The sequence below is a fragment of the Bradyrhizobium sp. USDA 3256 genome (genome assembly GCF_054058275.1).
In genome coordinates this window covers 411,183-437,857 of sequence record NZ_JBSSAE010000002.1, presented here as the reverse complement: position 1 = coordinate 437,857, position 26,675 = coordinate 411,183, and the positions used below count along the sequence as shown (strand labels likewise).

The following is a 26,675-nucleotide window of genomic DNA, read 5'->3' as shown; positions in this document are numbered from 1 at the left end:
ACTGATCGCTCGCTTTCACGCCCTCGGGGCGCAGCGGACATAGACCATGTTGCCGTAGCGGACCCCGGCGTCCTTGTCGACGAAGCGGGTGATCATGACGCGGCCGTCGAACGAGACGATCTCGCGGTCCTGCTCGCCGGGCGTCGGTCCTGGCGGGCCGATATAGTTCTTGCCGCTCGGGGAACCCTTCAGCCGCAGTTCCTGCGGGGTGGCCTGGTCGGCCAGATGCATGATCACGCCGCCGTTCTGGCCGGCGCCGATCACGTAAGGCTGCTTGCACTGGCCGCGCGCGGCGGCCTCGGTGCGGGCGCGATCGGCGGGATTCTGGAACGAGGCGAGACCCCAGCGGCCGACGATCTCGTCGGCGCGGATGCTCGCGGGCATTTCGGGGGCGACCCCCGGCTCGGCCGGCGCCGGCTCAGGGTTCGACGACAACGACGGCAGGCTCATGCTGCCGCACGCCCCCAAGAGTGTCGTCAGCGCCGAAACAGCCGCGAACCGTGCGACCAATCGCGCGTTGAATGACCTGATCATATGCATCCCCCGACTATGTCCCGGCCGCACCCGTCCCGCAGCCAAGCGTAAAACTTAAGACGGAGCAATGACGTCTGACAAAATTACGTCATCGCTACGATTTGGTTTCTGGTCCACCATCCTATATTGGCCTCACCAAGGCCTTAACCCGTTTGCTTGACAGAAACTGCGCCAAGCCATATTTCCCGGCCCACAATTAGCACTCTTGCACCACGATTGCTAAAAGCGTCGGGCGTCCTGCCCAGCGCCGACCGGGCCGGCATCCAACGCCGGTCCCGATGAACCGGACCTGAAACCGAGCCTCCAAGAGGGAACGTCATGGCTAAATCCACCTTCCGCCCCCTGCACGACCGCGTCGTGGTCAAGCGTATCGATGCCGAGGAGAAATCCAAGGGCGGCATCATCATTCCGGACTCGGCGAAGGAGAAGCCGTCCCAGGGCGAGATCGTCGCCGTCGGCCCGGGTGGCCGCGACGAGGCCGGCAAGCTGATCCCGATCGACCTCAAGGTCGGCGACCGCGTGCTGTTCGGCAAATGGTCGGGCACCGAGGTCAAGCTCGACAACCAGGAGCTCCTGATCATGAAGGAGTCCGACATCATGGGCGTGCTGGCGTAATAAGGCCGGCAATTCCAGAACCCGCCGCACCCTCTAGCTGTCATGCCCGGGCTTGACCCGGGCATCCATCAATCTTCGCAAGATTCTCGCAAGGACGATGGATTGCCGGGTCAAGCCCGGCAACGACGATCGCAGATGCCGGCACCCGCACCGAAACATTCCAGGAGTTCAAATCAATGGCTGCCAAGGACGTAAAATTCGCCGGAGACGCCCGCGACCGCATGCTGCGCGGTGTCGACGTGCTCGCCAACGCCGTGAAGGTGACGCTCGGCCCCAAGGGCCGCAACGTCGTCATCGAGAAGAGCTTCGGCGCTCCCCGCATCACCAAGGACGGCGTCACCGTCGCCAAGGAGATCGAGCTCGACGACAAGTTCGAGAACATGGGCGCGCAGATGCTGCGCGAGGTTGCTTCCAAGACCAACGACACCGCCGGTGACGGCACCACCACCGCGACCGTGCTGGCGCAGGCCATCGTCCGCGAGGGCGCCAAGTCGGTCGCCGCCGGCATGAACCCGATGGACCTCAAGCGCGGCATCGACACGGCAGTATCGGCCGTGATCAAGGACATCGAGAAGCGCGCCAAGCCGGTCGCCTCCTCGTCCGAAGTCGCCCAGGTCGGCACCATCTCGGCCAATGGCGATGCCGCGATCGGCAAGATGATCGCGCAGGCAATGCAGAAGGTCGGCAACGAGGGCGTGATCACCGTCGAGGAGAACAAGTCGCTCGAGACCGAGGTCGATATCGTCGAGGGCATGAAGTTCGACCGCGGCTACCTCAGCCCCTACTTCATCACCAACGCCGAGAAGATGACTGCCGAACTCGAGGATGCCTACATCCTGCTGCACGAGAAGAAGCTGTCCGGTCTGCAGGCCATGCTGCCGGTGCTGGAAGCCGTGGTGCAGTCGGGCCGTCCGCTCTTGATCCTCGCCGAGGACGTCGAGGGCGAGGCGCTGGCGACCCTGGTCGTCAACCGCCTGCGCGGCGGGCTCAAGGTCGCCGCCGTCAAGGCGCCGGGCTTCGGCGATCGCCGCAAGGCGATGCTGGAGGACATCGCGATCCTGACCGGCGGTCAGCTGATCTCCGACGACCTCGGCATGAAGCTCGAGAACGTCACGGTGAACATGCTCGGCCGCGCCGGCAAGATCGTGATCGACAAGGAGAACACCACGATCGTCAAGGGCGCCGGCAAGAAGAAGGACATCGACGCCCGCGTTGGCCAGATCAAGGCGCAGATCGAGGAGACCACCTCGGACTACGACCGCGAGAAGCTGCAGGAGCGCCTTGCCAAGCTCGCGGGCGGCGTTGCGGTGATCAAGGTCGGCGGTGCGACCGAGGTCGAGGTCAAGGAGAAGAAGGACCGTGTCGAGGACGCGCTGAACGCGACCCGCGCCGCGGTGCAGGAAGGCATCGTGCCCGGCGGCGGCGTCGCGCTGCTGCGCGCCAAGAAGGCGGTCGGCCGGCTCACCAACCCGAATGCCGACGTCCAAGCCGGCATCAACATCGTGCTCAAGGCGCTCGAAGCTCCGGTCCGCCAGATCTCGGAGAACGCCGGTGTCGAGGGCTCGATCGTGGTCGGCAAGATCCTCGAAAACAAGTCGGAGACCTTCGGCTTCGACGCGCAGACCGAGGACTATGTCGACATGGTCGACAAGGGCATCATCGACCCCGCCAAGGTGGTGCGCACCGCCTTGCAGGACGCCTCCTCCGTGGCCGGTCTGCTCGTGACCACCGAGGCCATGGTCGCCGAACTGCCGAAGGACGCAGCGCCGGCAATGCCGGGCGGCGGCGGCATGGGTGGAATGGGCGGCATGGGCGGCTTCTAAGCCTTACCCGCGCAATCCGCATCGCAATCGAAGGCCGCCTCCGGGCGGCCTTCTTTTTTGCAGTTTGATTACGATCGGGGTGCAAGGATCATCTGATGTCCCGCGACGCCAAATCACTGACGTTGACGCTTGTGCTGTTCTACGCGATCGGCGCGTTGCTTGCGTTAGGCACCTATTCCTCGAACAGCATCGATGATTTTGCGGTCGTTCTGACGTTCTGGATCAAGCAAACGTTGACGTTCGCCGTCCTCGGCGCGGGTTATGGCGTCTATTACGTCATTTCCGGTTCTGTCGGTCATCGTCCAAAGGCGCCGCTGCGGTTTCTGGACATCTCGTTTCTGGCCGCTGCCGCCACGCTCGGGGTCGGCATGCTGGTCCGCAGCTGAGCGATCCTTGACGCGACGGCCTGACAGGCTGTTACCCCACGCAAACACCCGGGACCGCGACCTTCTGGAACAGGTGCGGCGAGGCCGCCGCCGAGGCGGGATAGGCCGAGAGCTTGGCCCTGAACTCGGGGTTCATGAAGGCGGCGCGGAAGGCGGCGGTGGATTCCCAGACCGCGTAGTTCAGATAGGCCGGGCTGTCGCCAATCGCGCGGTGCAGCTGGGTCGAGATGAAACCCGGCTGCCGCTTCATGATGGCGGCGTCGTCCTGCCAGGCCTTGAGAAAGGTGTCCTCGTCGGCCGCATCGAGGGTGAAGAGGTTGACGAGCACGACGTTGCTGGCATCGACCGCGAGCTGGCGGTCGATCGGGAAAGCGGGGTCCAGGGGGCGCATCTGCGGCATGGTTGGCTCCGTTCGATATGGTGTTATGATGTCATTTCGCGCTGATGCGATACATATAGATATTGACATTATGATGTCAACACGTTTACATGGTGACAAATGCCTAATGCAAGACGAACGCCGGCGGGCGAAGCCCTGAGCTCCCTGATTCCCGACCTGTTCAGGCTCAACAGCCTGCTGTTCACATCAGGCGACCGGCTGGTGGCCGGGCTCGGGCTGACCAGCGCGCGCTGGCAGATCCTCGGCGCGATCGTCGCCGCCGAGCGCCCACAGCCGGTCGCCTGGCTGGCACGCGACCTTGGCGCGGCCAGACAGAACGTGCAGCGGATCGTCAACGACCTCGAACGGGACGGGCTCGTCGCCTTCGAGACCAACCCGCATCACCGCCGTGCCCAGCTCGTGGTGCTGACCGCCAAGGGGCGGCAAAGCTTCGACGCGGCCATGCGCCTGCAGCTGCCCTGGGTGAACGGCCTCGCCGACGGGCTGTCGATGAAGGACCTCGAAACCGTGAGCCGGGTCGTGACGGTGCTGCGCGGCCGGCTGGAGAGCGGCGAGGAACCTGACCAACGCACATGACCGCGATCGCGGCGCGAGGCCGCCGTTAGGCGGCCTTCTTTTTTGGCCAATGACATGGAGGTTTGCTAGTTACGACGGAACCGATTCTGCCCTTCGAGGACTTATCGTATGCGCGCGCTCCCGCTCCTGCTGCTCGGTCTTGCTGTCGCCTCGGCGCCTGCTTTCGCCCAGATGAAGCTGCAATCGAAGGCGGCGCCCGCCAGCGGCCCCGAGACGCGCTATTTCATCTCGATCGACGGCCTGATGGACGGCAATGCCGACGTCGTCCTGAAGGAAACCCGCCAGGGCAAGACCGTGACCGCGGCCGTGCTCGACGTCTGCTATCCCGCCGACAAGAGCTCCGACCGCAAAGACCGCTTCGTCGCCAACTTGACCGTCAGCGGCCAGACGCTTTCCGGCACCGCCCAGAGCGTCGCCGACAAGCAGCCGGTCACCGTCAAACTGAACCGCAAGCAAACCGGCGACGGCTTTGAGTTCCGCGGCCAGATCACGATCGGCCAGACCGTGACCGAGGTCGCCTCGACGGACAATTCCGATCTCAGCGAGAAGGAATTCCAGGACAACCAGGCCACCGAGGACGGCATCACTCCGCAGCCGAAGGATTTCACCGACGTTTCGCCGGAATCGATCGGTGTGCGGGTGAAGCTCGATGCGGCGGCGGATTTCCTCAAGAGCCTGAAGGGCGAGGCCGTCGAGATCGGCACCTCCAGCCTCGCGGTGACCTGCGATGCGATGCGCTCCGGCGAGCAGACCATCAACCTCACCGTCGATCCCGAGCGCGCCGGCGCGCTGCTCGCCAAGGCGAAATCGGCGCCCGGCGTCACCGCTGCCGGCTGGACCAGCGGCGTGGTCGAGATGGACCGCACCATCCGCTTTGCCGCCGCCGATTGGCGCGAGGGCGACAAGATCAACAAGGACAAGCTGGCATCGGCGATCGCGGGCGTGCTGGCGAAGACGCTTGCCGCAAAGCCCGGCTCGGCGACATGGAACGCGAACACCGGCAAGCTCAAGCTGGTGCTGAAGCGGCCCAGCACGATCTACCCGGCACTCGGCCTCACCCAGAATTACGAGGTCACTGCCCTGGTCTCGCCCGACAAGCCCGGAAGCTCTGACCGGCTGATGCTGTGGGTCTCGAGCCCCACCGTCTCGACATCGGACGACAGCGCCGGCGCCAAGCTGAACCTGTCCGACGATTCCAGCAGCGACGAGGAAGGCAGCGAGACCAGGGACGACAATGGCGCGATCGACGCGCTGCTCAAGGAATTCAAGGGCCAGCGCTGGGACGCCGACAAGTCGGTGTGGCGGTAAGGCCTGCGCCGGGGTGCTTCATGCCGCCCGCGTCTTCAGCAGCACGACGTTGTCACGTACTGGCTGTGGAGCAGCGTCCGGGCCGGACTGAAGCATCCCGTCGCTCCTGACGAACAGTTCGGAACGAGGATCGGTCGCGGCACGATCGAGCAACGCCCGCAGTTCGGGACGAAGTCCGTCGCCGCGCAGCGCGGCGATCGCATCGAAGTTGCGCATGATGGTCTCCTGTGTGATCGCGAACAGGTTTTCGCGAGCGTGTTGCGCGGGCCACCCGCTTCCCGATAGCGCGACGACGTTCGAGAAGCGGCGCTAAGCGCCATATCGACAAAGCGGAATCTCGTCCGAAAGCCGGCTGCACGCCCGATCTGGAATCGGGTGGTCCGACACGCGTCTCAAAATGCCTAATGCGCGCATCGACACAACGCCGGTCGCGATGCCGGCAACATGCAAATGGAGACGAAGAGATGTCAGAGGAAAACAAGAAGGTTGTAGGCCGCTGGTTCGAGGGCTTTTGGGGAAACCCGTGGAATCCGCGCATCATCGAAGAGCTCGCGACGCCAGACATTGTCGTGCACTACCCGATGCATGAACCGAAGAAGGGCCGCGCCGCGGTCACGCAATTCATCACCGAGTTTCGCGAGGCGTTTCCGGATCTGAATTTCTGGGGCGTCGGCGATCTCGTCGCGGAAGGCGACCTCGTGGTCGGCCGCGCTGGGAAGGCGGCGGCACCCACACCGGGCCTGCGTTCAGCGACTTCCGGCTCGGCTCGCTGCCGGCGGCCTCCGGACGCAAGATGACGTTCGCCGGCACCACCGTGCTACGCGTGCGGGACGGACGGATCGCCGAGGAGCTCGGCCAGGAAGATGCGCTGACCGCCATGTTTCAGCTCGGCCTCATTCGCTTGCCTGAACAGAGCGGCTACGCCGGTTGACCGGCGGCTTCATCGACGATCGCATCACGGTTACCCGAACGCACGTTTCGTGCGTTCGGGTAACGCAATCGAACAGCTCAGTGAAATCGAAGCTCTCTAACGCGCAGGCTCGCTGGACAGATTCCAATGTAGCCGCGCCCGCACGGCATCTCGCGAGGCGGTGCCGGCGGATTCTCTCCACAGCAACTCAGTATCAAGCCGGAAAGATCAGGCACGTCGTCGTGCCGTGCGCGAGCAATCTTCCCTTCCCGTCGGTGACCCTGCCTTCGGCGGTGCCGATGCGGCGGCCGCAATTGAGCACCTGGCCCTCGGCCCTGATCGGACCAGTGTCGGGCGTGATCGGACGCACCAGCGAGATCTTGAACTCGAGAGTTGTCTGGCTGGTGCCGGCATCGAGCGTCGACTGCACCGCAAGCCCCATGCAGCTATCGAGCAGCGTCGCGGTGAGGCCGCCATGCACGGTGCCTGCCGGATTGAGATGCGCGTCGGTCGGCACCAGCGTGACGACGACGCGGCCGCGCTCGGCTTCGGTGACGTCATAACCGAGTGTCCGCGCGATCGTGTTGAGCGGCAATGCGCCGCTGGCGAGGCCCTGCACGAATGCGAGGCCGCTCATCTTAAGCTTCTGTTCCGCACTGACGGTGCCGTAGCTCTTGGCCATTGCCGATCTCCACCGGGGTTTATTGCATCGTGACGGCAGGCCGCTTGCGCCGCAGCGACGCGGCAGAACGGCCGTAGAGTTTTGCGAATGCGGCATTCATGCGCCGCGCGCTGGAGAAGCCGGCGCGCTGCGCCACCAGCGCAAGCGGCAGCTCGCTGCCGTCGATCAGGCGCTTGGCGCGCGGCACGCGCAGCGACAGCGCGACCTGGAGCGGCGAGGCGTCGAGATGCTCGGCGAACAGACGCGACAGATGCCGCGCGCCGACGCCGAGCCGCACCGCCAACGCTTCGACATTGCCGCGCTCGAGCGCGCCTTCCTCGATCAGCGCCAGGGCGCGCTCGACGGTGGTCCTGGTGCCTTTCCAGGCCGGGCAGAACGGCGCCGCCTCGGGACGGCAGCGCAGGCAGGGCCTGAAGCCGGCACGCTCGGCCGACGCCGCGCTGCCATAGAACCGCACATTGCGCGCGAGCGGCGTGCGCGCCCGGCAGACCGGGCGGCAATACACGCCGGTCGTCTTGACCGCGACGAACACGACGCCGTCCCAGGCCGGGTCGCGGCGCTGAAAGGCTGCATATTGTGCGGCGAATTCGAGCATGCGACCGCTATAGCCCCGCCCGCGCGCCGCGACGACCCGCTTTGCGGAGACGACGTCCGAAAACGACCGCTGCATGCGGAAGATACCCGGGCATCTACGGGGGCCTGCGACCAAAAGACTTCGTGCCGCCGCAGTTCGGTCACCGAAAATTAAGGCTCGATTTAGTTTCGAGGGTCATGCTTCGCGCCATCGAACACAGGTCACGCCATGCAAGACCGCGAGCCGATCAACGCTGCGAGCATCTGGCCGACAGATGTGACGGAGGGTCATTCGCCGGCACAGACGGCGGACCTCTGGGATGTCACCGGCGAGAACCACGACGCCGCCCTGCTGCTGCGGGAGCCGTTTGCCGACCGCATCGGCACCGCGCTCCTGGCAGCGACCGCACTCGCCGCAAGCTTCGTACTGGGATGGACCGGCGGAGCCAACTGGCACGACCTTGCAGCTCCCGCCCCGGTCCCGGTGGCCCAGAAGGAAGCGCCGGCCCCGCACATTGCGGAGGTGGCGCCGAGCCGAAAGGAGAGCCCGCGCCGGGCCGCGTCCAACGCCGACCCCCTCGTCACCGGCAGCATTCCGAGGACCGCGCCGGCCAGCCCGCGCCCGCTCGCCCTGGGCGCCGCGCCGACGACCTTGAATGCACAGGCCGCCGCATTGGGGCCGAAGCAGCCGCCGGCGGCGGCGCCGGAAACGCGGCCGAGCACCATCCCGGGATGGTCGGTGGTCGAAGTCCGCGACGGCACCGCCGTGCTCGAGGGGCCGGAGGGCGTCAAGATGGCCGCGCGCGGCGACGTCGTGCCCGGCCTTGGACGGGTCGATTCCATCGTGCGCTGGGGCAACCGCTGGATCGTTGCCACCGCGAGCGGGTTGGTCGCAACGCCCTGAGCGTTTTGTCTTGACGCGTTTCCTTGACGCGAACCGCCGTCTGCTTCGCTCGATAACGCTTTAGTTGCTGTTGATCACGAAACGCAGCGACTTGCTGCCGGTGAAGGTCACCTCGTCACCGTGCCGCCGCCAGCTCGTCACGTCGCCGAGCGCCGCCAGCAGATCCTTGTCCGCTTGCGCCCGCTCCGGCGTGCAGGTGCGATTCTCCATCGCGCCGGGAACGAAGACGATGGTGTTGCCGGCCACCGAGAACTGGCCCTTGCCGCCGTCGCACCACAGCTCGAGGATCACCTCGCCATTGTCGCCGACCTCGATCGAAGGAATCCGCTTGGAGCCCGGCATGCGCGCGGCATCGAGCGTCATCACGAAGCCGAACGGGAATTCCTCCTGGGCCCGCGCCGCATCCGCGCCGAGAGTCGCGGCAACCAGCGTCAACGCGGCGATGCCGCCGTTCCAATTTCGCCTCATCGAAATCATGCCAATCCTCGAAATGCGACGCGCAACTGCGGGCCCCTTCTATGGGAACAGCACTCGATTGGCCAGATTGGCATCGCCGGAAAATGGGCTTGAAAAGCAAATCCCCGCGAGCCGTTCGCCCGCGGGGATCCCTGGTTCGACGGACACGTCGTGGCGCTATTTCAGCACCATCGTCGTGAACGGATAGACATAGGCCTGCAGGGTCACGAACAGGCCGACCAGACACGCCAGCACGATCGAGTGCAGGAACACGTAGCGCAGGATCGAGCCCTCGTGGCCGTACCAGTTGGTCGCGGTCGAGGCGACCACGATCGATTGCGCGTCGATCATCTTGCCCATCACGCCGCCCGAGGAGTTCGCCGCCGCCATCAGGATCGGCGACAGGCCGAGCTGCTCGGAGGTGATCTTCTGCAGATTGCCGAACAGCACGTTCGACGCGGTATCCGATCCGGTCAGCGCCACGCCCAGCCAGCCGAGCAAGGTGCCGAAGAACGGATAGAGCACGCCGGTCGCCGCGAAGGCGAGGCCGAGCGTGGCGTCGACGCCGGACAGCCGGGTCAGCGTGCCGATCGCCAGCATCGCCGAGATCGTGATCAGCGAGATCGCGCAGATGCGGATGGTGCGGCCATACTCGGCGATCAGCTTGAGCGGCGAGAAGCCCATCAACAAACCCGAGATGATCGCGGCGATCAGCATGCCGGTGCCGGTGAACGACAGATAGGTGAAGCCGAACACGGCGCCTTCCGGCGTCGGCTTGGCGGCCACCGGCGGCACCTTGAAGATCAGCTTGTCGAGCTCGGGGACCGGATAGTTCCAGACGAAGTTGGCGTTCGCCCAAGCCTTGAAGGCACCGTTGCCCCAGATCAGCATCAGGATGCAGACGATGATCCACGGCAGCAGCGCGCTCCACATTTCGCCCTGGGTCAGCGGCGTCTTGTCGAGCGGCGGTGCGGCGGCCATCGTCGCCGCCGATTCATCGCGGCCGCGCAGCGCCGGCGACAGCCAGAGCTGCCGCGGCTGCCAGACCTTCAGGAACAGGATCAGCGCGCCCATCGAGATCAGCGAGGCGCCGATGTCGACGATCCAGGGGTTGATGTAGTTCGAGATCACGAATTGCGGGACCGCAAACGACACGCCGGTGACCAGGATCGCCGGCCACACCTCCTTCATGCCGCGCCAGCCGGCAAACGCCCACACCACCCAGAACGGCACGATCAGCGAGAACAGCGGCAGCTGCCGGCCGACCATCGCGCCGAGGATATAGGGGTCGAGCCCGGTGACCGAGGCGAGGCCCTGGATCGGCGTGCCGAGCGCACCGTAGGCAACGGGTGCCGTGTTGGCGATCAGCGACAGGCCGGAAGCGGCGAGCGGCGAGAAGCCGAGCCCGATCAGCACCGCGCCGGTGATCGCGACCGGCGTGCCGAAGCCCGAGGCGCCCTCGAAGAAGGCGCCGAACGAGAACGCGATCAACAGCAGCTGCAACCGCCGGTCCTCGGTGACGCCGCCGACCGCGCGCTTGAGCAGCTCGAACTTCCCGCACCTCACCGTGACCTGGTAGAGGAAGATGACGTTGAGCACGATCCAGCCGATCGGGAAGAACCCGGTGATCACGCCGAGCAGGGTGGCGCGGATCGACATGTTGGCCGGCATGGTGAAGACGAAGATCGTGATCAGGTTGGTCACGATCACGGCGATGATGGCCGCAATGTGCGCCTTCACCTTGCCGCTGGCGATCAGCACCAGCAGCGTGACCACGGGAATGGCAGCCGCGACCGTCGACAGCGCCGCATTGCCCAGCGGGTTGTAGATTTGATTCCAGGTGTTCATCTCGGGATCCTTCCCACATTTTTATGCAGCGCGCCGGCCTGCATGCGGGCAGGCGCGACTGGTGCGATTGCGGGAGTCCGTCGGAAAAGCTGCAGCCCCGGCTCGCGAATGAACGATCGGTAAGGATCGCTCACATCCTCGCGAAAAATCGAAGGTCCCCCGCCCCTCGCCGTTGTCCTCATGCTAGGGTTGACTCGATTGCCGGGACAAGCCAACGCTTGCATGCCAGACCTACGACTTTAGTCGAGGATTACCCCGATTGTCCCGATTCTTCAGGCCTTTGCGGCCCCTTCCCCGGAGACGATAATCTGTGAACAACATTCGCTCGACGCTCGCGACGGTGTGGCGCATCGCCTCGCCTTACTTCAACTCCGAGGACAAATGGGCGGGCCGCGGGCTGCTTGCGGCGGTCATCGCGATCGAACTGGCGATCGTGGGCATCAACGTTCTGATCACGCAGTGGAACAACCGCTTCTACAACGCGCTGCAGGAACGCAATTGGGACTCCTTCGTCAGCGAGATCATCTATTTCTGCGTCGTCGTCGCGTTCTTCATCCTGCTGGCGGTCTACCAGCTCTACCTCAATCAATGGCTGCAGATCCGCTGGCGGCAATGGATGACGACACACTATCTCGGGGACTGGCTGCATCAGGCCAATCACTACAGGATGCAGCTCCAGGGCGACGCTGCCGACAACCCCGACCAGCGCATGACCGACGACGTCAAGCTGTTCGTCGATCGCACGCTCACGCTCGGCCTCGGCCTGTTGAGCTCGGTCGTCACGCTGGCGTCTTTTCTCACCCTGTTGTGGGGCCTTTCCAATGAGGCACCGCTGCATTTGTTCGGCACGGAATATTCAATTCCCGGCTACCTTGTCTGGTGCGCGCTGATCTACTCGGTGCTCGGCACCGTGCTGACCCATCTGATCGGCTGGCCGCTGGTCGGCATCGATTTCAAGCAGCAGCAATACGAGGCCGATTTCCGCTTCAACCTGGTGCGCGTGCGGGAAAACTCCGAGCAGATCGCGCTGCTGCAGGGCGAACCGGCCGAGCGCGAGCGCCTGCGCGTTCGCTTCGGACGCGTGGTGGAGAACTGGATCGCCCTCATGAACCGGACCAAGAAGATCACGGCGTTCACGGCGAGCTATAATCAGGCCTCGGTGATCTTCCCCTATGTGCTGGTGGCGCCGGCCTACTTTGCGCAAAAGATCCAGCTCGGCGGCATGATGCAGACCGCATCGGCGTTTTCGAACGTCCAGGGCGCGTTCTCGTACTTCGTCACCATCTATCGTCAACTGGCCGAATGGCAGGCGGTGGTGAACCGGCTCGATGGATTCGAGGCAGGGATCGCGGCGGCATCAAAGCTCGCCAAACGCGACGACCGAATTCATGTCACGGCGACGCCGGGCGACGGCGCCGTCAGCCTGCAGGATCTGGTGCTGCGGCTGCCGGACGGCACGCCGCTGCTGAACGCGGACCGGTTCGGCTTCCGCAAGGGCGAGCGCACGCTGATGACCGGCCCCTCCGGCGCCGGCAAGTCGACGCTATTCCGCGCGATCGCCGGCATCTGGCCGTTCGGCGACGGCGCGGTCGATATCCCGGCCAATGCCAGCCTGATGATGCTGCCGCAACGTCCCTATCTGCCGATCGGCTCGCTGCATGACGCCGTCGTCTATCCGGGCGAGGCCACGCAATTCGATGCGGGACGGGTCCGCGAGGTTCTCACCGCCGTCGGATTGCCGCAGCTTGCGTCGCGGCTCGAGGAGCAGGCGCATTGGAACCGGATGCTGTCGCTCGGCGAGCAGCAGCGGCTCGGCATCGCGCGGGCGCTGCTGCATGCGCCGCAGTTCCTGTTCCTGGACGAGGCGACGGCCTCGCTCGACGAGCCGTCGGAAGCCGCGCTGTACAGGCTGATTGCCGAGAAGCTGCCCGGCACCACGGTGGTTTCGATCGGCCACCGCTCGACGCTCGACACCTTCCATCAGCGCAATGTCACGCTGGTCCGCGACGGCGACCGCTTCACCCTGCGCGACGCGGCCAAGGTCGCCGCGTCGTAAGCAGCATGACAGGTCAGCCGCCACGGCTTGCGGCTGACCCCGGCGGGGGCACAGGTTTCGCGAACGCCTTTCGCTATTGTCTGCTCTGCGCCGATCAGACCTATCCGCAAAAACAAAAGGGACGGCAGATTGCTCTACCGCCCCTCGATCCCCGGAAGGAGAGATTACTTCAGGTTGGACATCGCGGTCAGGTCGACCGAGAGCTTGGCGATGCCGGCCGCGCCGCACCAGTTGGAGCCGAGGCCCGACGGATTGATCGGGGTGACATTGGCGGTCCCGCCCGCGGTGTAGTCGCTGGTGAAGGCGTTGCAATCACCCTTCGACATATCCGTGTCGGAGTAGCGCAGATCGAGCGTGAACACCTTGTAGGTGAAGCCGATGCCGATGTTCCAGGTGTTGTAGTCGGCATATTTGATGCCGCCCGGGAATGCCGGAACGCCGTAGAAGCTGTCCGAGGTGCCGAACCACTGCCGGCCGAACTCGCCCGACACGTACATGCCGACGCCGCTGGTGCCGAACACGGTGCTCGGCGCGGTGTACTTGCCGATGATCGAGGAGTAGTTGCCCCAGGCGCCGGTGTTGAGGAAGTTCGGCGAGTAGTACTCGTTCAGGGTGAACGCCCAGTTGTCGTTCACGGTGTAGGTCACCTTGCCGTAGACTTCGAAGAACGAGACGTCCTTCTTCATCACGTTGAGGTTGGTCAGGGTGTTGGCCTGGCAGTCCGGGCTCAGCGGATTGCCGGCGAAGTCGGCCACCGCACCGCCGCCGTAGTAGCAGGTTCCGCCCGGATACAGGTAGCCCCAGACACCGATGTCGAAGGCGAACGCGCCGAAGGTCGGGCGGATACCGCCGTAGACGTCGATTTCGGCCGCGGCGCGGTTCGGGAACGAAATGCTCTCGCCGGCCACGCCGACATAGAGCTGCAGGTCCTTGTTGACGTTGTAGCGCGGCTCGAAATAGGCCGAGACCGAAGGATTGTGGTTGGACTGGGTGACGCCGCGGAAGATGTAGTCGCTCATGATGGCGCTGCCGAAGGCGACATCCCAGGGATCGAAGGGAGCCGGCGGCGGCGCCTTGACGGCCTTCACCGCCATGTCAGCTGCCATTGCCGAGCTCGAAATCATTGCTAGCGCCGTTGCTAACAAAGCCAGTTTCTTCATGACGATCCCCATCTACTTGTTCAGACAGCCCGGCTCCGGTGGCCCCCAGGGCGCGCGATAACGGACTGCAACTAAATCGCGTGTGGCCAATCTGAGGCTCGTGCACGGTACCGTGAAGCCAAAAAGACATGCATGTGCCGCCTTTTTAGGCGTTCTAGCCATATTGCCGCATGTTGATTTGCGGGTGTTGCATTTGCACCACAAGACCTCTGCTCCCGCACCGGTTGAATGGGTCACCAGGACAGGGAAACAGCAACAGTCGGCTCGGCGGAAGAGCATCGGCGCGAATCGCCGTGCCCGCAAAAGCACGGATGGTCATCGCATCTACGGAAGAAGCCGCAGCGTGGCGCGCTGCGGCTTCGATCAGTTGAACCTCGGCAATGTGGCAGCGGCTTAGTGGTGCTCGCCCCCGTCGGCCGACCCGGCAATCCAGCCCGGCGCCGGTTCGTGGCTCGGTGTGGCCCAGCTCGGAGCCGGCTGCGGCTCGGGCTCGGGCGCCGGGGGTGCCGCGACCGGGGCAGCCGGCTTCGACGCAGCAGCCTTCTTCGGAGCAGCGGCCTTCTTCGGCGCGCTCTTCTTGGCGGCGGCTTTCTTGGCAGCCCTCTTGGCGGCCTTCTTCGGTGCAGCCTTCTTGGCAGCTTTCTTTGCCGTTTTCTTTGCAGCTTTCTTGGCCGACTTCTTCGCCGATTTCTTTGCAGTCTTCCTGGCGGATTTCTTCGCAGCCTTCTTGGCCGACTTCTTCGCGGACCTCTTCTTCGCCGCTACCACCTTCTTGGCCTTTTTGGCCTTCTTGCTTTTCTTCGCCTTCTTCGACTTCGCCATCGTGGTCCTCCTGTTGCCGCTATCTGAGTCCACCGGGCGTATTGAACTGATCGCTTGCCGGACGTTGGCTGCACCTCGAGGAGAGGCACTCTCCACTTCGCTTGTCGGGCATGATGGCCGCGCGATCGCTTCGCGTCTGTGGCAAGGAAGCGCCGGTCCTTTCACGTTGCGTCAGGGCAAGGCTGAGGTCCGGATCATGCTCGAGTGGCAGTCGATCAATTCAATCCTGGCCGGGGACCTCCTGTCGCCCAATCGAGAAGCTCAATCGTGTGCACCACAGGAACTGACGTACCGCCGGCAATCTGAACCATGCAGCCAATATTGCCCGCAGCGATCATGTCCGGTTTGACAAGCGCAATATTGGCGACCTTGCGATCGCGCAATCTGCTCGCAATGTCGGGCTGGAGAATGTTGTAGGTCCCCGCCGAACCGCAACACAAATGGCTCTCGGGCACATCTTTCACCACGAATCCATTCTTGGAAAGCAATTCTTTCGGAAGTTGAGTGATTTTCTGTCCATGCTGCAACGAACAAGCGGAGTGATAGGCGACGGTGATGTCGCCTTTCTGCGTTGAAGGCGCGAGCTCGAGGCCAGCAAGATACTCGGTGATATCCTTTGCCAGCGCCGAGATTCGCTTGGCCGGCTCCGCGAATGTTTTGTCCTCGCGCAGCAGGTAGCCGTAGTCTTTGACAACTGTCCCACAGCCCGAGGTCGTCACCAGGATGGCGTCGAGCCCTTCTCTGTCCGCTTCCCTTTGCCACACCGTGATGTTGGCCCGCGCGCGCGCCAGCGCGTCGCCGTCCTGTCCCATGTGATGGGTCAACGCGCCGCAGCATTGCTCGTCCTTGACCAGCACCACCTCGACGCCGTGCCTGGTCAGGACATTGATCGCGGCCTGATTGATGCGTGGCGCCAGCACCTGCTGGGCGCAGCCCTGCAGCAGCGCGACCCTGCCGCGCCGCCGGCCGATCGGCGCAAACACGGTTCCCGCAGCCGGCCCCGGCTGCGGCAGGCCGCGCGGCGCGAGCGCCAGCATCGCCTTGATCCGCCGCAGCAGACCCGGACTCGACGCTCCGACCGACGGCGTCGGCAGCAGTGCGGCGAACGGACGTGCGAGCCCGGCCAGGATCATGCTGATTCGGAACAGGCCCGGCCGCGGCAGCACAAGGGCGAGAACCGACCGCAGCAGCCGCTCGGTCAGCGGTCTCCGGTAATCCCGCTCGATCCGGACCCGGGCCTGGTCGACGAGGTGCATGTAGTTCACGCCCGACGGACAGGTGGTCATGCAGGCAAGGCACGACAGGCAGCGGTCGATATGCTTGACCACGTCGGCCGTCGGCGGCTTGTCCTTCTCCAGCATCTCCTTGATCAGGTAGATGCGGCCGCGCGGGCTATCGAGCTCGTCGCCGAGCAGCACATAGGTCGGGCAGGTCGCGGTGCAGAAGCCGCAATGCACGCAGGCGCGCAGGATCTTGTCGGCTTCCTTGATGTCGGGATCGGCGAGCTGCGCCAGGGAAAACTCGGTCTTCATGCAGCCCCGCCTCGCATCATCCGGCCGCGGTTGAGGACGGACCTCGGATCGAAGCTCGCCCGGACCCGTTCACCGAGCGCGGCAAGCCCGGCCGCCTGCGGCTGGAACACATCGACCGCCCGGCGCACATCCTCGGTGGCGCGGATCAGGGTAGCGTGCCCGCCGATCGCCTCGACCTGGCCGCGGACCAGCGTGGCCTGGGCGTCGGCGCCCGGCGGCACCGCGGCCCAGATCAGCCCCCCGCCCCAATCGTAGATCACGTCGCCACCGGTGGCGCGCGACAACGCCTGGCCCAGCGTGCCGCCAGAGGCCGGCGGGCAAACGATACGCCACACCGGCCAGGCCCCGAGCGCGCCGTTCGCCGCGAACGGCACCACGTCGCGCAGCGCGCTCCAGATTGCGGCCGACGCATCGTCGGCGAGGCTGTCGACCGTGCCATAGGACGAGAGCGTCTGGCTCAGCGAGGCCGCCCGATGTGCCGCCGACGCCGAAATCCCCTCGAGCCGCACCAGCGTGACCGGCTGGCCTGAGGCTGCGAGGCCGGCCAGCGCACCGCCCCCGGACCGCAACGCCGAACCCGGCAGATGCGCGGCGCCGGAGACGTCGAAGGGCGAACCCAGCGCCGCCGTCATCGCCTTGTTGGCGGTGACGTCGTCGAGCCCGCGCAGCAGCAGCGTCCGCTCTGCTTCCGGCTTCGGCATGACCTTAAGCGTGACCTCGGTCATGACCGCGAGCGTGCCCCAGGAACCCGTCAGCAGCTTGCAGAGATCGTAGCCGGTGACGTTCTTCACCACCCGCCCGCCGGTCTTGAAGCTGTCGCCGAACCCGGACACTGCGTGCGCCCCGAGCAGATGATCCCTGATACCGCCGGCCTTGATGCGGCGGGGACCGGCCAGTCCGGCGCCGATCATGCCGCCGATCGTGCCGGCACCCGCGGTGCCGAACAGCACAGACGTGTCCATCGGCTCGAAGGCGAATTGCTGGTTCTTGGCATCGATCAGGGATTGCACGTCGGCGAGCGGCGCGCCGGCCTGTACGGTGATGATCAGCTCGTTCGGCTCATAGGAGGTGACCGCATTCAGCGCCGAGACGTCGAGCAGCGCATTGGTTGCCATCGGATGGCCGATGGCGCGCTTCGATCCATGTCCAATGACCTCAAGCGGCTGCTCGCCGGCGACCGCCGCGCGCACCACTTCCTCGACGTCTTTTGCGTCTCTGACCTTGAGCGTATCCACGCCCTAGCCGGTAGCCAAATTTGGCTCCGAAATCAAATGCGCGCGCCGAACAAATTTCTGAATGCGAGGAGTCCGGCGTCGGTGATTTCGACGGAGCGGCCCTGCGGCCGGCGCCGGATCCAGTCCCGTTGCAATGCAAGGTCGGCAACCGCTGCCCCTGCCCGCCCGGCCAGATGCGGACGCCGCTCGCTCCAGTCGAGACACGGCCGGCACAGGACCCGCCGGCTCCGCGCCGGCGAACGCAGGTCGATGCCGAGATCGCCGAGAAAAGCACGGCCGGAAGCAGTCAGCTCGCCGGCCTCCTGGTCGAGATTGAGATGGCCGCGGTCCAGCATCGCGTCGGTGACGGCGACGCCGAGCTCGCCGGCAAGGTGGTCGTAGCAGGTCCGGGCCCGGCGCATCTCGGGATCGATGCGCGGCGGTGGCCGGGACGGGTCCGGATTGATCGCGGCAACCGTCATCATGCCCTCGAGCATCTGCGCAACCAGCGGGGTGGCCAGCCGGTAGAAGCGCCGCGGGCCGCGCCGCTCGACCTTGAGCAGCGCCCGTTCGACAAGCCGCGAAAGGTGCCAGCTCGCCGTCTGCGGCGTCACGCCCGCGACCAGCGCCAGCTCGCTCGCAGTCTGCGCCCGCCCGTCCATCAGCCGCGACAGGATGCTGGCGCGGCCGGGATCGGCGATCAGCCCGGCGAGTTCGGCAAGCTCCGGTGCGATGGTCTGCATGGCCGGCTCCGCTATCGATCGAAATATGCCCCTTGCGCTTGTCGCACGTCACGCCGCTGCAACGCTTCGATCATGATCGAAATGTTCACGACATCGACATTTCGATCATCACCGAACTCGGTTCGCCGAACGATCCATTATCTCTCGCGTTGCGGTTCGGCCGGCAGGACGGTTGGCGCGAATCATCTGGAGGCGAACATGAAACGTTCGGAAGTTTCGACCACGACGATGATCCTCACCCGACGATCGGCCATCGGCTCGTTCGCGATCATGGCGATCGCCGGCGTCTCGCCCTGGGCCGGATCGCAAGCTCGATCGGAGCACAGCAACGGAGGAATGCCAATGAAGCACTATGCGATGAGCACGAGAACCATCAGCGACGCGATCAACACATCAGGCCTTCTGGTTGTGGCGCAATGGGAAGCCAAGGAGGGACAGGCCGACAAGGTCGCGGAAATCCTCGACGGCTTCCTGCCAGAGGCGCAGAAGGACCCCGGCACCAAGCTGTTCCTGATCGGCCGCGGCAAGGACAATCCGGCGCAATTCCTGTTCTACGAATTGTTCCAGGACGAAGCCGCGTTCAAGGCACATCAGGACAGCGCGGCTTTCAAGACCTACATCGCGGAGCAAGCGCTGCCGCTGCTCGCCAAGCGCGAGCGGTCGCAATACGCGCTGCTGTGAAGAAAAGCGCGGCGGGGAGGATGCAAATCCTTCCCGCCGGCGCGGGTCAGATCGACGCGCCGCTGTTGCCGAGCGTTGCGCGCAAGCCGGCCCGCTCGGGCGGCCTGCGCCAGAACCCGACGATCGAGATCCGCGACAGCACCGCCGCCTCGAGGCTCTCGACCCGGGTTCGGAGCCGAAGCGCGCGTTTCTCGACGAGATGCCACGACGCGACGGCAACGCCGAAGGCGAGCGGCAGGCTGATCAGGAGGTTCAGATACCAGTGCTGAACCGGCGGGCCGAAGGTGGCGACGCATTGCTGGATGACGAAGCCGTAGAGATAAAGCCCGTAGGAGTAATCGCCTGACGAGACAATCCAGCTCCGAGGCGGGTTCATCAGGCCGAGATAGCAGGCGACGTAGGCGGCCGGCACGGGAGCCAGCGCGTCGCCGCGTCCGGTCGCCATGCCGGCGGCGCACAGCACCAGCGCCAGCAGGCACACAGTGCGGTTGAACGGCACCCTGTCGCGCCAGAGGTAGAAGCCGACGCCGGCAAGGAAGCAGAACACCAGAAGGTGCGGGCGAAGCTGGATCGGTACCTCGTCCCAGCGCCAGATGTCGTAGGCGATGAGCCCGATCTGGGCGATCACCATGAAGCCCAGGAACGCCACCCGGTTGAAGCAAATCGTGAGCACGGCGAGCAGCGCCAGGATGACGTAGCACCACAGCTCATACGGCACGGTCCAGAGCTGGGCGTTCACCAGATCCGGCAGCGGATTGTGCAGGAACACGCCCGGCAGCTCGTAATGGATGTCGCCGACGATATTGAGAAAATAGGCGTGGAATTTCGGATCGGCGACATATTGCGCCAACGGCAGCTCGGTGAAGACCGAGCCGATGATGATTGCCGATAGCGTGGTTTCGACCGCGAGCGCCGGCCCGATCCGCAGCACGCGCAGGCCGAGGAAGGAAATCAGGCTCTTGCACCGGAGCAGGCTTGCGGTCACCAAAAAGCCGCTCAGGGCAAAGAACAGCGCAAGGATCATCGCGACGCCGATGCGCAGCGTGCTCTGGATTTCCAGCGCGCGGCCGAGCCCGAGCGTCACGTTCGTGCTGTGCAGGCCAATGATCGACGCCGCCAGCGCGATCCGCATGTAGTCGAAACCCGCGGGCCGATTGCGCGAAAGCGCCAGCTGATCGGCCAGGCTGGGCATCGATGTGCTCCCGAAGACATGCATCTGCGGAAAATACCGAGCAACAGTCTAAGGCCGTGTAAATGGGTCCGCGCTGTAATTGCAGCGACGCGCGACGGCAGCCACCGCGCAACGATCGGTTAAGGTTATCGGCCGGCTAGGGCGATGCGTCGAATTGTATCGACTGGTCCTCGCGCGTTGGTGGCCCTGGGCGCACGCTCACGTATGTTGGCGTCGGGGCCAATAGCTGGCGTGGCTCCTGATGCCCTAGAAGCAGACTTGGTATCGTCATTCGGCAACCGTTGCTTTGATCGCGGCTCCGCCAGGAGGAACCACCACGATGCACATCAAACTGACAGCCATCGCGCTGCTCGCCGTGATCGCGCCGGGACAGGCGGGTGCCGCCATGCTCAGCGACGCCGAGGCATCGTTCCTCGACCAGCTCGCTACCGCAGCCCGCGGTGCTCGAACAACGATGCACCGGCTATGAGGCCAATGGTGCCGGCGGCGTTCAAACGGGCGCCAGACTTCTCGGCAGCCCCGACGCCGCGATGGCGATGATCAATGCGTTCGACGCGGCCATCAAGGCTCACGACGGCAATGACTACGATCCGCGCAAATTCCGCCCCGAGGTATCCGAAGCGGCCGGCAGGACCTTCATGCGCGTCCGCGAGGCGTTGATCACAGACCCGGAAGGGGCCTGCGCCGCCTATGGCGATAGCGGCGCGGCGTCGGGGCTGCTCAGACGGTACTAAAGCGCGATGAGATTAGGTTGAATCGTCATCGCGCCTTAGCTCTTTGTTTGAGCATGATCTTTTCGGAAAACCGCTTCGCACTTTTCCGGATCACGCTCTAGAACCGCGGGATGTCCGGGAACGCCAGCTTGCCGGCGTGGACATGCACGCGGCCGAGCTCGGCGCAGCGGTGCAGGGTCGGAAACACCTTGCCGGGGTTGAGCAGGCCCCCGGCATCGAAGGCGCATTTCAGCCGCTGCTGCTGGTTGAGGTCGATCTCGGTGAACATGTCCGGCATCAGGTCGCGCTTCTCGATGCCGACCCCGTGCTCGCCGGTGAGCACGCCGCCGAGCTCGACGCAGCAGCGCAGGATGTCGGCGCCGAACGCCTCCGCCTTCTCGATCTCGCCCGGCTTGTTGGCATCGTAGAGGATCAACGGGTGCAGATTGCCGTCGCCGGCGTGGAACACGTTGGCGACGCCGAGGCCGTATTTCTCCGAGAGGTCGCGGATCCGCGCCAGGGCCTTCGGCAAGGCGCCGCGCGGGATGGTGCCGTCCATGCACAGATAGTCCGGCGAGATGCGGCCGACCGCGGGGAACGCCGCCTTGCGGCCGGCCCAGAACAGATTGCGCTCGGCCTCCGAAGTCGAGATCTGGCAGGAGGTCGAGCCGCAGCCCTGCGCGATCGCCTCGACCCGCTTGATCAGCTCGTCGACCTCGACCTGGGGGCCGTCGAGCTCGATGATCAACAGCGCCTCGACGTCGAGCGGATAGCCGGCGTGAACGAACGCCTCCGCGGCGTGGATCGCGGGCTTGTCCATCATCTCCATGCCGCCCGGGATGATGCCGGCGCCGATGATCCGGGCGACGCATTCGCCGGCCGCCTCGACCTCGGCGAAACCGACCATCAGCGCACGCGCCGTCTCCGGCTTCTGCAGGATGCGCACCGTGATCTCGGTGATGACGCCGAGCAGCCCTTCCGAGCCGGTGATGATTCCCATCAAATCATAGCCGGCATTCTCGGCCGACTTGCCGCCGATGCGCAGGATCTCGCCCGACATCAGCACGATCTCGCAGCCGAGCACGTTGTTGGTGGTCATGCCGTATTTCAGGCAGTGCACGCCGCCGGAATTTTCCGCGACATTGCCGCCGATCGAGCAGGCGATCTGCGACGACGGATCGGGCGCGTAGTAGAAGCCGGCATGGGCGACGGCCTGGCTGATCGCGAGGTTGGTGACGCCGGGCTCGGTGACAACGACGCGGTTGTCGAAGTCGATCTCGCGAATCCGCTTGAACTTACCGAGCCCGAGCAGCACGCCGTCGGCAAGCGGCAGAGCGCCGCCGGACAGCGAGGTGCCGGAGCCGCGCGGCACCACCTTGATGCCCTGGCCCTGGCAATATTTGAGGACCTTCGACACCTGCTCGGTGGTATCGGGCAGCACCACGACCATCGGCGGCTGCCGATAGGCGGTCAGGCCATCGGATTCATAGGCCAGCATCTCGGCGGCACTGTCGATCACGCCCTCGCCAGGGACGATCGCGCGCAAGGCGGCCACGATTTCGGCGCGGCGAGCGAGGACGGCCTGGTCGGCCGCCGGCATCATGATGGACATCGTTGTTCCCTCGGTGGGCTTTTTGCCCTTCGCCGATTTGTTACGACAAATCAATCACGTCTGCACCTGTTTCAGTGCACCGGCCGAAGGTCGGATTGCCCCACCCCGCAATGGCGAGTTCTCTCTCGGACAAGCGGGCGGCCGCGAAACCTGTCAAAGTTTCGTGGCTTGTCCTGTCCAAGCCGGACATGCCACAAACGATCACTACCTCCCGGGACGAAACGAAGAGAACCCCATGAACCTAAAGACCTTGAGCGCGCTGGCGGTCGTCACATCGCTGGCTTCCGCATCCTCCGCGCTGGCGCAGGATGCCGCCGCCGGCAAGACCTCGTTCAATAAATGCCTCGCCTGCCACGCAATCGGCGAAGGCGCCAAGAACAAGGTCGGCCCCGAGCTCAACGGCCTCGACGGCCGCCATTCCGGCTCCGCACCGGACTACAATTATTCCGATGCCAACAAGAATTCCGGCATCACCTGGAACAAGGCCACCTTCCTCGAATACATCAAGGATCCGAAGGCCAAGATCCCCGGGACCAAGATGGCCTTCGCCGGGATCAAGAACGAGAACGAAGCCAACAATCTCTGGGCCTACGTCTCGTCGTTCGACAAGGACGGCAAGCAGAAGCAGTAATCGGCGGTATCGGACGTCGTCCGTCCTGCGCGCAAGCCAGGGCGGACGCCAGAAGGGGATGGCCTTTCTTCGAATGCCATCCCCTTCGGGCTCTCTGATTTAAGCATGATCTCCGCCCAAACGCGTTCCGCGTTTGTCGCGAAGGAAAACCGCTACGCACTTTTCCGGATCATGCTCGCCACCGCGATCAGCGCGGCAACAGATTGGTCTTGGCGAGATCGACCACCTCGTCGCCGCGGCCGCTCATCACCGCGCGCAGCACCCACAGGCTGAATCCCTTCACCTGCTCCAGCGTAATGGTCGGCGGCATCGACAGCTCCTGCGTCGCGGTCACGACGTCGAGCACGGCCGGGCCGTCATGCGCGAGCACGTCGCGGATCGCGCCCTCGAGCTCGCCGGGATCCTCCACCCTGACGCCGTGAATGCCCATGGCGCGGGCCATCGCAGCGAAATCCGGATTCTTCAGATCGACCCCGGTCTCGATGAAGCCGGCGGCCTTCATCTCGAGCGCGACGAACCCGAGCACGCTGTTGTTGAAGATCACGACTTTCACCGGCAGCTTGGCCTGCGTCAGCGTGATCAAATCGCCCATCAGCATGGCAAAGCCGCCGTCGCCGGACATCGACACCACCTGCCGGCCGGGTTGCGCCGCCTGCGCCCCGATCGCATGCGCCATTGCATTGGCCATCGAGCCGTGCACCCAGGAGCCAACCAGACGGCGGCGGCCGTTCATTTTCAGATAACGCGCGGCCCAGATCGTCGGCGTGCCGACATCGGCGGTGAACACCGCGTCGTCGCTCGCCTGCTCGCTGAGCAGACGGGCTAGATATTGCGGATGGATCGGCTTCTGGCCCGGCTTGCCGCGGGCGAGATCGTCGAGCCCGGCGCGGGCGTCCTTGTAATGCGCGAGGCCGGCATCGAGATGCTTGCGGTCGGTCTTCACATGGAGCTTCGGCAGCAGCGCGGCGATGGTCTCGCCGACGTCGCCGACGATGCCGAGATCGAGCTTGCAGCGGCGGCCGAGATTTTCGGGGCGGATATCGACCTGCGCGATGTTGATGCCGGTCGGGAAGAACTGCTTGTAGGGAAAATCGGTGCCCAGCATCAGCAGCACGTCGCAGCCATGCATGGCGGCATAGCCGGACGAGAAGCCGATGAAGCCGGTCATGCCGACGTCGTAGGGGTTGTCGTATTCGACATATTCCTTGCCGCCGAGTGCGTGCACGATCGGGCTCTTCAGCGTCTCGGCAAGCTTGATCAAGCCGTCATGCGCGCCGGCGCAGCCGCGGCCGCAGAACAGCGTGACGCGCCGCGCGCCATTGAGCAGCGCCGCCAGCGCATTCAACTCGTTATCGGCCGGACGCACGACCGGCGCCGGCGGCAGCAGGCCGGCATTCGGCGCGATGTCGCGCTTCGGCGCTGTCCGCATCGCGACGTCGCCCGGCAGCACCAATACGGCGACGCCGCGCTTGCCGACCGCGGCGCGGATCGCGTTCTCCAGCATGTAGGGCAGTTGCGCCGGATCCGACACCAGTTCGCAATAATGGCTGCATTCGCGGAACAGGTCCTGCGGATGGGTTTCCTGAAAATAGCCGCCGCCGATCTCGGCCGACGGGATCTGCGCCGCCAGCGCCAGCACCGGCGTGCGGCTGCGATGCGCATCGAACAGGCCGTTGATGAGGTGGAGATTGCCGGGACCGCAGGAGCCCGCGCACACCGCGAGCGCGCCCGTGATCTGGGATTCGGCGGCGGCGGCGAACGCGGCCACCTCCTCGTGACGCACATGCAGCCAATCGATCGTGCCGCGCTTGCGCAACGCCTCGGTCAGGCCGTTGAGGCTGTCGCCGACGACACCGTAGATGCGTTTGACGCCGGCCTGGGCAAGGGTTTCAGCGATGAGGTCGGCAATGTTGTCGATCCGCATGAGATGTGTCCTTTAATGCAATCCGAAACCGCGTGGGCCGCATGATGTTCGGCGCCACGCGGCGGCGCAAGCCTTGCCGGATCACATTCGCGCGGCGCAAACGCGCGGCAGCTATTGCGCCGTCACCACGTCCGGCACCATCAGGTCGGCCATCGTCTCGATCTCGGACGCCACGAGGTCGGGCACGACGTACTGCACCATGTGACCTGTGCCCGGCAGCACGATGAGCTTGGCGTTCAGCGCCGTGGCGGCGAGCGGCCGCGAATGGATGCCGGTCGAGACCGTCTTGTCGATGTCGCCCGAAATGATTGACAGCGGCGCCCTGATCTCGGCATAGCGCGGCGCCTGCTCGATGACGGCGGCCTTCAGCGTGACGAGGTCGCGCGCATTGGCGATGAACTCGCGCGGGCGCAGCAGGAGCAATGACTCGCTGTCGCGGACGAAATCGGCCGGGACCGGCTGCGGCGCGAACACGCCACGCGTGGCCGAATTGGCGACGAGGAGACCGAGCGGCAGCGTGATCGTGTGCGCGAGCAACGGCCCGATCAGCGGCGTCGAGATCACATCATTGTAACGGCCGGCGCCGCCGCGCCACGGATAGGCGACAGGGGCGAGCAGCACGAGGCCGGCGACGCGGTCCGGATGATCCAGTGCAATGCGCAAGGCGAGCGCGCCGGCCCAGGAATGCGCCACCACGATCGCCCGCTCGACGCCGAGCCTGGTCAGCGCCTCCACGATCATCCGGGCCTGGATCGCGGGTGTTGAATCCGCGACGCGCTCGCGCGTGCTCCAGCCGTGACCCGGCCGGTCGATTAGGACCACCCGGCGCGCTTTGGCAACGCGATCGCCGAGCGGCTGCATCGCGCGCAGATTGGAGCTTGCACCATGCAGCATCACGACCGGCGGCCCGACCGCGTCGTGCGGGCCGAGTTCGACGACATGCAGCCGCGCCCCGGCCACATCGATCATCCGCCCCTGAGGCCGGAAGGCGCGCTGGATCAGCAGAGTGCCGATTTGCGTCGCCAGCGCCAGGGCGAGCCCTGCGGCCGCCAGCGCAATGATTGCGGTCAACATCGAGGAGATCCGAAAGGTCTTAGGCACCTGATTGGGCACCTGACAATTACGACGAAGCCGAAATCAGGTTTCGCGCGGATGTGCCCCCTGCCCGGGCATGCTCTTGTATGGAAAGCCAATTGTCGATTTTCCGGCTCGCGTCCCGGCGCGGAGTTGTCCACAATGCGCCCAGCCTGTGGATAGCGGGTTCATACCTGCGTCATTAGTCATTTCATAGATTGGCGGTGGCAATTTCGCCATCAGACGCGAGGCTTCATCGAAACCGGGACGCCACTGGAACGCTTCCTGGTTTGTACACAGTATCCA

General features: G+C 65.0%; 29 protein-coding genes. 13 read left to right on the top strand and 16 right to left on the bottom strand.

Annotation, left to right across the window (positions count from 1 at the left end; genetic code table 11):
- Nucleotides 1-15: 15 nt before the first annotated feature.
- The gene (locus ACVWY5_RS03750) at nt 16-534 is read right to left on the bottom strand and encodes a hypothetical protein (RefSeq protein ID WP_026192247.1); all 519 of its coding nucleotides are present in this window, start codon (nt 532-534) and stop codon (nt 16-18) included.
- Between the two features lie 318 nt (nt 535-852).
- Between ACVWY5_RS03750 and ACVWY5_RS03745 the strand changes: the two genes are divergently transcribed.
- The 3 genes from ACVWY5_RS03745 to ACVWY5_RS03735 all read left to right on the top strand — a co-directional run bounded on the left by ACVWY5_RS03745 (nt 853) and on the right by ACVWY5_RS03735 (nt 3,358).
- Complete coding sequence (locus ACVWY5_RS03745) at nt 853-1,149, top strand: co-chaperone GroES (protein WP_018269780.1); 297 nt, start codon at nt 853-855, stop codon at nt 1,147-1,149.
- A 176-nt stretch (nt 1,150-1,325) separates the two neighbouring features.
- Nucleotides 1,326-2,972 carry a chaperonin GroEL gene (gene groL, locus ACVWY5_RS03740; RefSeq protein ID WP_050384228.1) on the top strand — a complete coding sequence of 549 codons (1,647 nt, stop codon included), beginning with the start codon at nt 1,326-1,328 and terminating at the stop codon, nt 2,970-2,972.
- Between the two features lie 95 nt (nt 2,973-3,067).
- Nucleotides 3,068-3,358 carry a hypothetical protein gene (locus ACVWY5_RS03735; protein WP_028333028.1) on the top strand — a complete coding sequence of 97 codons (291 nt, stop codon included), beginning with the start codon at nt 3,068-3,070 and terminating at the stop codon, nt 3,356-3,358.
- Between the two features lie 31 nt (nt 3,359-3,389).
- On the opposite strand, the gene ACVWY5_RS03730 is transcribed toward ACVWY5_RS03735, so the two are convergent.
- Nucleotides 3,390-3,758: an antibiotic biosynthesis monooxygenase family protein gene (locus tag ACVWY5_RS03730; protein WP_028333027.1), complete on the bottom strand. Its 369-nt coding sequence runs from the start codon at nt 3,756-3,758 to the stop codon at nt 3,390-3,392.
- 99 nt (nt 3,759-3,857) lie between these two features.
- On the opposite strand from ACVWY5_RS03730, the gene ACVWY5_RS03725 reads away from it, so the two are divergent.
- Nucleotides 3,858-4,334 (top strand): MarR family transcriptional regulator, encoded by a 477-nt coding sequence (locus tag ACVWY5_RS03725; protein WP_028333026.1) that lies wholly within the window; start codon nt 3,858-3,860, stop codon nt 4,332-4,334.
- A gap of 108 nt (nt 4,335-4,442) precedes the next feature.
- Nucleotides 4,443-5,642: a hypothetical protein gene (locus tag ACVWY5_RS03720; protein ID WP_028333025.1), complete on the top strand. Its 1,200-nt coding sequence runs from the start codon at nt 4,443-4,445 to the stop codon at nt 5,640-5,642.
- An 18-nt stretch (nt 5,643-5,660) separates the two neighbouring features.
- On the opposite strand, the gene ACVWY5_RS03715 is transcribed toward ACVWY5_RS03720, so the two are convergent.
- Nucleotides 5,661-5,858: a hypothetical protein gene (locus ACVWY5_RS03715; protein ID WP_028333024.1), complete on the bottom strand. Its 198-nt coding sequence runs from the start codon at nt 5,856-5,858 to the stop codon at nt 5,661-5,663.
- A 248-nt stretch (nt 5,859-6,106) separates the two neighbouring features.
- On the opposite strand from ACVWY5_RS03715, the gene ACVWY5_RS03710 reads away from it, so the two are divergent.
- Together ACVWY5_RS03710 and ACVWY5_RS03705 are read left to right on the top strand one after the other, a co-directional pair.
- A complete protein-coding gene (locus ACVWY5_RS03710) occupies nt 6,107-6,439 on the top strand; it encodes an ester cyclase (protein WP_456671645.1) in 333 nt (110 codons plus the stop codon).
- Nucleotides 6,412-6,573 carry an ester cyclase gene (locus ACVWY5_RS03705; protein WP_456671765.1) on the top strand — a complete coding sequence of 54 codons (162 nt, stop codon included), beginning with the start codon at nt 6,412-6,414 and terminating at the stop codon, nt 6,571-6,573. The genes ACVWY5_RS03710 and ACVWY5_RS03705 overlap by 28 nt, the downstream gene beginning before the upstream one ends.
- 193 nt (nt 6,574-6,766) lie before the next feature.
- Here ACVWY5_RS03705 and ACVWY5_RS03700 read toward each other — a convergent pair whose 3' ends face one another.
- Both ACVWY5_RS03700 and ACVWY5_RS03695 read right to left on the bottom strand, forming a co-directional pair.
- Nucleotides 6,767-7,234, bottom strand: a complete 468-nt coding sequence (locus ACVWY5_RS03700; RefSeq protein WP_028333022.1) for a PaaI family thioesterase — start codon at nt 7,232-7,234, stop codon at nt 6,767-6,769.
- A 19-nt stretch (nt 7,235-7,253) separates the two neighbouring features.
- Nucleotides 7,254-7,904 (bottom strand): bifunctional transcriptional activator/DNA repair enzyme AdaA, encoded by a 651-nt coding sequence (locus ACVWY5_RS03695; protein ID WP_456671644.1) that lies wholly within the window; start codon nt 7,902-7,904, stop codon nt 7,254-7,256.
- A gap of 132 nt (nt 7,905-8,036) precedes the next feature.
- Between ACVWY5_RS03695 and ACVWY5_RS03690 the strand changes: the two genes are divergently transcribed.
- Nucleotides 8,037-8,711, top strand: a complete 675-nt coding sequence (locus ACVWY5_RS03690) for a hypothetical protein (RefSeq protein ID WP_028333020.1) — start codon at nt 8,037-8,039, stop codon at nt 8,709-8,711.
- Nucleotides 8,712-8,771: 60 nt separating this feature from the next.
- On the opposite strand, the gene ACVWY5_RS03685 is transcribed toward ACVWY5_RS03690, so the two are convergent.
- On the bottom strand, nt 8,772-9,188 hold the full coding sequence (locus ACVWY5_RS03685; RefSeq protein WP_028333019.1) for an META domain-containing protein: 417 nt from the start codon (nt 9,186-9,188) through the stop codon (nt 8,772-8,774).
- Between the two features lie 156 nt (nt 9,189-9,344).
- Nucleotides 9,345-11,015 carry an L-lactate permease gene (locus ACVWY5_RS03680; RefSeq protein ID WP_028333018.1) on the bottom strand — a complete coding sequence of 557 codons (1,671 nt, stop codon included), beginning with the start codon at nt 11,013-11,015 and terminating at the stop codon, nt 9,345-9,347.
- A 310-nt stretch (nt 11,016-11,325) separates the two neighbouring features.
- Here ACVWY5_RS03680 and ACVWY5_RS03675 point away from each other — a divergent pair, with 310 nt between their 5' ends.
- Nucleotides 11,326-13,071 (top strand): ABC transporter ATP-binding protein/permease, encoded by a 1,746-nt coding sequence (locus ACVWY5_RS03675; protein WP_028333017.1) that lies wholly within the window; start codon nt 11,326-11,328, stop codon nt 13,069-13,071.
- A 164-nt stretch (nt 13,072-13,235) separates the two neighbouring features.
- On the opposite strand, the gene ACVWY5_RS03670 is transcribed toward ACVWY5_RS03675, so the two are convergent.
- The 5 genes from ACVWY5_RS03670 to ACVWY5_RS03650 form a co-directional block, all read right to left on the bottom strand.
- Nucleotides 13,236-14,231 (bottom strand): TorF family putative porin, encoded by a 996-nt coding sequence (locus ACVWY5_RS03670; protein ID WP_028333016.1) that lies wholly within the window; start codon nt 14,229-14,231, stop codon nt 13,236-13,238.
- Between the two features lie 393 nt (nt 14,232-14,624).
- A complete protein-coding gene (locus ACVWY5_RS03665) occupies nt 14,625-15,053 on the bottom strand; it encodes a hypothetical protein (protein WP_028333015.1) in 429 nt (142 codons plus the stop codon).
- A 215-nt stretch (nt 15,054-15,268) separates the two neighbouring features.
- Nucleotides 15,269-16,585 (bottom strand): glycolate oxidase subunit GlcF, encoded by a 1,317-nt coding sequence (gene glcF / locus ACVWY5_RS03660; RefSeq protein WP_028333014.1) that lies wholly within the window; start codon nt 16,583-16,585, stop codon nt 15,269-15,271.
- Nucleotides 16,582-17,820: an FAD-binding protein gene (locus ACVWY5_RS03655; RefSeq protein WP_028333013.1), complete on the bottom strand. Its 1,239-nt coding sequence runs from the start codon at nt 17,818-17,820 to the stop codon at nt 16,582-16,584. Before ACVWY5_RS03655 ends, glcF begins: the two co-directional genes overlap by 4 nt.
- 32 nt (nt 17,821-17,852) lie before the next feature.
- On the bottom strand, nt 17,853-18,542 hold the full coding sequence (locus tag ACVWY5_RS03650) for an ArsR/SmtB family transcription factor (protein ID WP_028333012.1): 690 nt from the start codon (nt 18,540-18,542) through the stop codon (nt 17,853-17,855).
- A gap of 198 nt (nt 18,543-18,740) precedes the next feature.
- Here ACVWY5_RS03650 and ACVWY5_RS03645 point away from each other — a divergent pair, with 198 nt between their 5' ends.
- A complete protein-coding gene (locus tag ACVWY5_RS03645; RefSeq protein ID WP_225162242.1) occupies nt 18,741-19,223 on the top strand; it encodes a putative quinol monooxygenase in 483 nt (160 codons plus the stop codon).
- 46 nt (nt 19,224-19,269) lie between these two features.
- Here ACVWY5_RS03645 and ACVWY5_RS03640 read toward each other — a convergent pair whose 3' ends face one another.
- Nucleotides 19,270-20,415 carry an acyltransferase family protein gene (locus ACVWY5_RS03640; protein ID WP_028333010.1) on the bottom strand — a complete coding sequence of 382 codons (1,146 nt, stop codon included), beginning with the start codon at nt 20,413-20,415 and terminating at the stop codon, nt 19,270-19,272.
- 319 nt (nt 20,416-20,734) lie between these two features.
- On the opposite strand from ACVWY5_RS03640, the gene ACVWY5_RS03635 reads away from it, so the two are divergent.
- Both ACVWY5_RS03635 and ACVWY5_RS03630 read left to right on the top strand, forming a co-directional pair.
- On the top strand, nt 20,735-20,884 hold the full coding sequence (locus tag ACVWY5_RS03635; RefSeq protein ID WP_456671643.1) for a hypothetical protein: 150 nt from the start codon (nt 20,735-20,737) through the stop codon (nt 20,882-20,884).
- A gap of 61 nt (nt 20,885-20,945) precedes the next feature.
- Nucleotides 20,946-21,149 (top strand): hypothetical protein, encoded by a 204-nt coding sequence (locus ACVWY5_RS03630; protein ID WP_456671642.1) that lies wholly within the window; start codon nt 20,946-20,948, stop codon nt 21,147-21,149.
- A gap of 97 nt (nt 21,150-21,246) precedes the next feature.
- On the opposite strand, the gene ACVWY5_RS03625 is transcribed toward ACVWY5_RS03630, so the two are convergent.
- On the bottom strand, nt 21,247-22,740 hold the full coding sequence (locus tag ACVWY5_RS03625) for an FAD-linked oxidase C-terminal domain-containing protein (protein ID WP_028333008.1): 1,494 nt from the start codon (nt 22,738-22,740) through the stop codon (nt 21,247-21,249).
- 235 nt (nt 22,741-22,975) lie between these two features.
- Here ACVWY5_RS03625 and cycA point away from each other — a divergent pair, with 235 nt between their 5' ends.
- Nucleotides 22,976-23,371: a cytochrome c-550 CycA gene (gene cycA / locus ACVWY5_RS03620; RefSeq protein ID WP_028333007.1), complete on the top strand. Its 396-nt coding sequence runs from the start codon at nt 22,976-22,978 to the stop codon at nt 23,369-23,371.
- 187 nt (nt 23,372-23,558) lie between these two features.
- On the opposite strand, the gene poxB is transcribed toward cycA, so the two are convergent.
- Nucleotides 23,559-25,295: a ubiquinone-dependent pyruvate dehydrogenase gene (gene poxB, locus ACVWY5_RS03615; protein ID WP_028333006.1), complete on the bottom strand. Its 1,737-nt coding sequence runs from the start codon at nt 25,293-25,295 to the stop codon at nt 23,559-23,561.
- 111 nt (nt 25,296-25,406) lie between these two features.
- Nucleotides 25,407-26,369 carry an alpha/beta fold hydrolase gene (locus ACVWY5_RS03610; protein WP_028333005.1) on the bottom strand — a complete coding sequence of 321 codons (963 nt, stop codon included), beginning with the start codon at nt 26,367-26,369 and terminating at the stop codon, nt 25,407-25,409.
- Between the last annotated feature and the right edge of the window lie 306 nt (nt 26,370-26,675).

Excerpts from the sequence above, each read along its gene's own strand:
- ACVWY5_RS03645 (WP_225162242.1), top strand. The coding sequence starts at position 18,741 with ATGAAACGTTCGGAAGTTTCGACCACGACGATGATCCTCACCCGACGA.
- ACVWY5_RS03715 (WP_028333024.1), bottom strand. The coding sequence starts at position 5,858 with ATGCGCAACTTCGATGCGATCGCCGCGCTGCGCGGCGACGGACTTCGT.
- poxB (WP_028333006.1), bottom strand. The coding sequence starts at position 25,295 with ATGCGGATCGACAACATTGCCGACCTCATCGCTGAAACCCTTGCCCAG.
- ACVWY5_RS03680 (WP_028333018.1), bottom strand. The coding sequence starts at position 11,015 with ATGAACACCTGGAATCAAATCTACAACCCGCTGGGCAATGCGGCGCTG.
- ACVWY5_RS03685 (WP_028333019.1), bottom strand. The coding sequence starts at position 9,188 with ATGATTTCGATGAGGCGAAATTGGAACGGCGGCATCGCCGCGTTGACG.
- ACVWY5_RS03725 (WP_028333026.1), top strand. The coding sequence starts at position 3,858 with ATGCCTAATGCAAGACGAACGCCGGCGGGCGAAGCCCTGAGCTCCCTG.
- ACVWY5_RS03700 (WP_028333022.1), bottom strand. The coding sequence starts at position 7,234 with ATGGCCAAGAGCTACGGCACCGTCAGTGCGGAACAGAAGCTTAAGATG.
- ACVWY5_RS03630 (WP_456671642.1), top strand. The coding sequence starts at position 20,946 with ATGGCGATGATCAATGCGTTCGACGCGGCCATCAAGGCTCACGACGGC.
- ACVWY5_RS03670 (WP_028333016.1), bottom strand. The coding sequence starts at position 14,231 with ATGAAGAAACTGGCTTTGTTAGCAACGGCGCTAGCAATGATTTCGAGC.
- ACVWY5_RS03710 (WP_456671645.1), top strand. The coding sequence starts at position 6,107 with ATGTCAGAGGAAAACAAGAAGGTTGTAGGCCGCTGGTTCGAGGGCTTT.
- cycA (WP_028333007.1), top strand. The coding sequence starts at position 22,976 with ATGAACCTAAAGACCTTGAGCGCGCTGGCGGTCGTCACATCGCTGGCT.
- ACVWY5_RS03625 (WP_028333008.1), bottom strand. The coding sequence starts at position 22,740 with ATGTCCATCATGATGCCGGCGGCCGACCAGGCCGTCCTCGCTCGCCGC.
- glcF (WP_028333014.1), bottom strand. The coding sequence starts at position 16,585 with ATGAAGACCGAGTTTTCCCTGGCGCAGCTCGCCGATCCCGACATCAAG.
- ACVWY5_RS03690 (WP_028333020.1), top strand. The coding sequence starts at position 8,037 with ATGCAAGACCGCGAGCCGATCAACGCTGCGAGCATCTGGCCGACAGAT.
- ACVWY5_RS03635 (WP_456671643.1), top strand. The coding sequence starts at position 20,735 with ATGCACATCAAACTGACAGCCATCGCGCTGCTCGCCGTGATCGCGCCG.
- ACVWY5_RS03650 (WP_028333012.1), bottom strand. The coding sequence starts at position 18,542 with ATGCAGACCATCGCACCGGAGCTTGCCGAACTCGCCGGGCTGATCGCC.
- ACVWY5_RS03610 (WP_028333005.1), bottom strand. The coding sequence starts at position 26,369 with ATGTTGACCGCAATCATTGCGCTGGCGGCCGCAGGGCTCGCCCTGGCG.
- ACVWY5_RS03735 (WP_028333028.1), top strand. The coding sequence starts at position 3,068 with ATGTCCCGCGACGCCAAATCACTGACGTTGACGCTTGTGCTGTTCTAC.
- ACVWY5_RS03750 (WP_026192247.1), bottom strand. The coding sequence starts at position 534 with ATGATCAGGTCATTCAACGCGCGATTGGTCGCACGGTTCGCGGCTGTT.
- ACVWY5_RS03665 (WP_028333015.1), bottom strand. The coding sequence starts at position 15,053 with ATGGCGAAGTCGAAGAAGGCGAAGAAAAGCAAGAAGGCCAAAAAGGCC.
- ACVWY5_RS03720 (WP_028333025.1), top strand. The coding sequence starts at position 4,443 with ATGCGCGCGCTCCCGCTCCTGCTGCTCGGTCTTGCTGTCGCCTCGGCG.
- ACVWY5_RS03695 (WP_456671644.1), bottom strand. The coding sequence starts at position 7,904 with ATGCAGCGGTCGTTTTCGGACGTCGTCTCCGCAAAGCGGGTCGTCGCG.
- groL (WP_050384228.1), top strand. The coding sequence starts at position 1,326 with ATGGCTGCCAAGGACGTAAAATTCGCCGGAGACGCCCGCGACCGCATG.
- ACVWY5_RS03745 (WP_018269780.1), top strand. The coding sequence starts at position 853 with ATGGCTAAATCCACCTTCCGCCCCCTGCACGACCGCGTCGTGGTCAAG.
- ACVWY5_RS03730 (WP_028333027.1), bottom strand. The coding sequence starts at position 3,758 with ATGCCGCAGATGCGCCCCCTGGACCCCGCTTTCCCGATCGACCGCCAG.
- ACVWY5_RS03640 (WP_028333010.1), bottom strand. The coding sequence starts at position 20,415 with ATGCCCAGCCTGGCCGATCAGCTGGCGCTTTCGCGCAATCGGCCCGCG.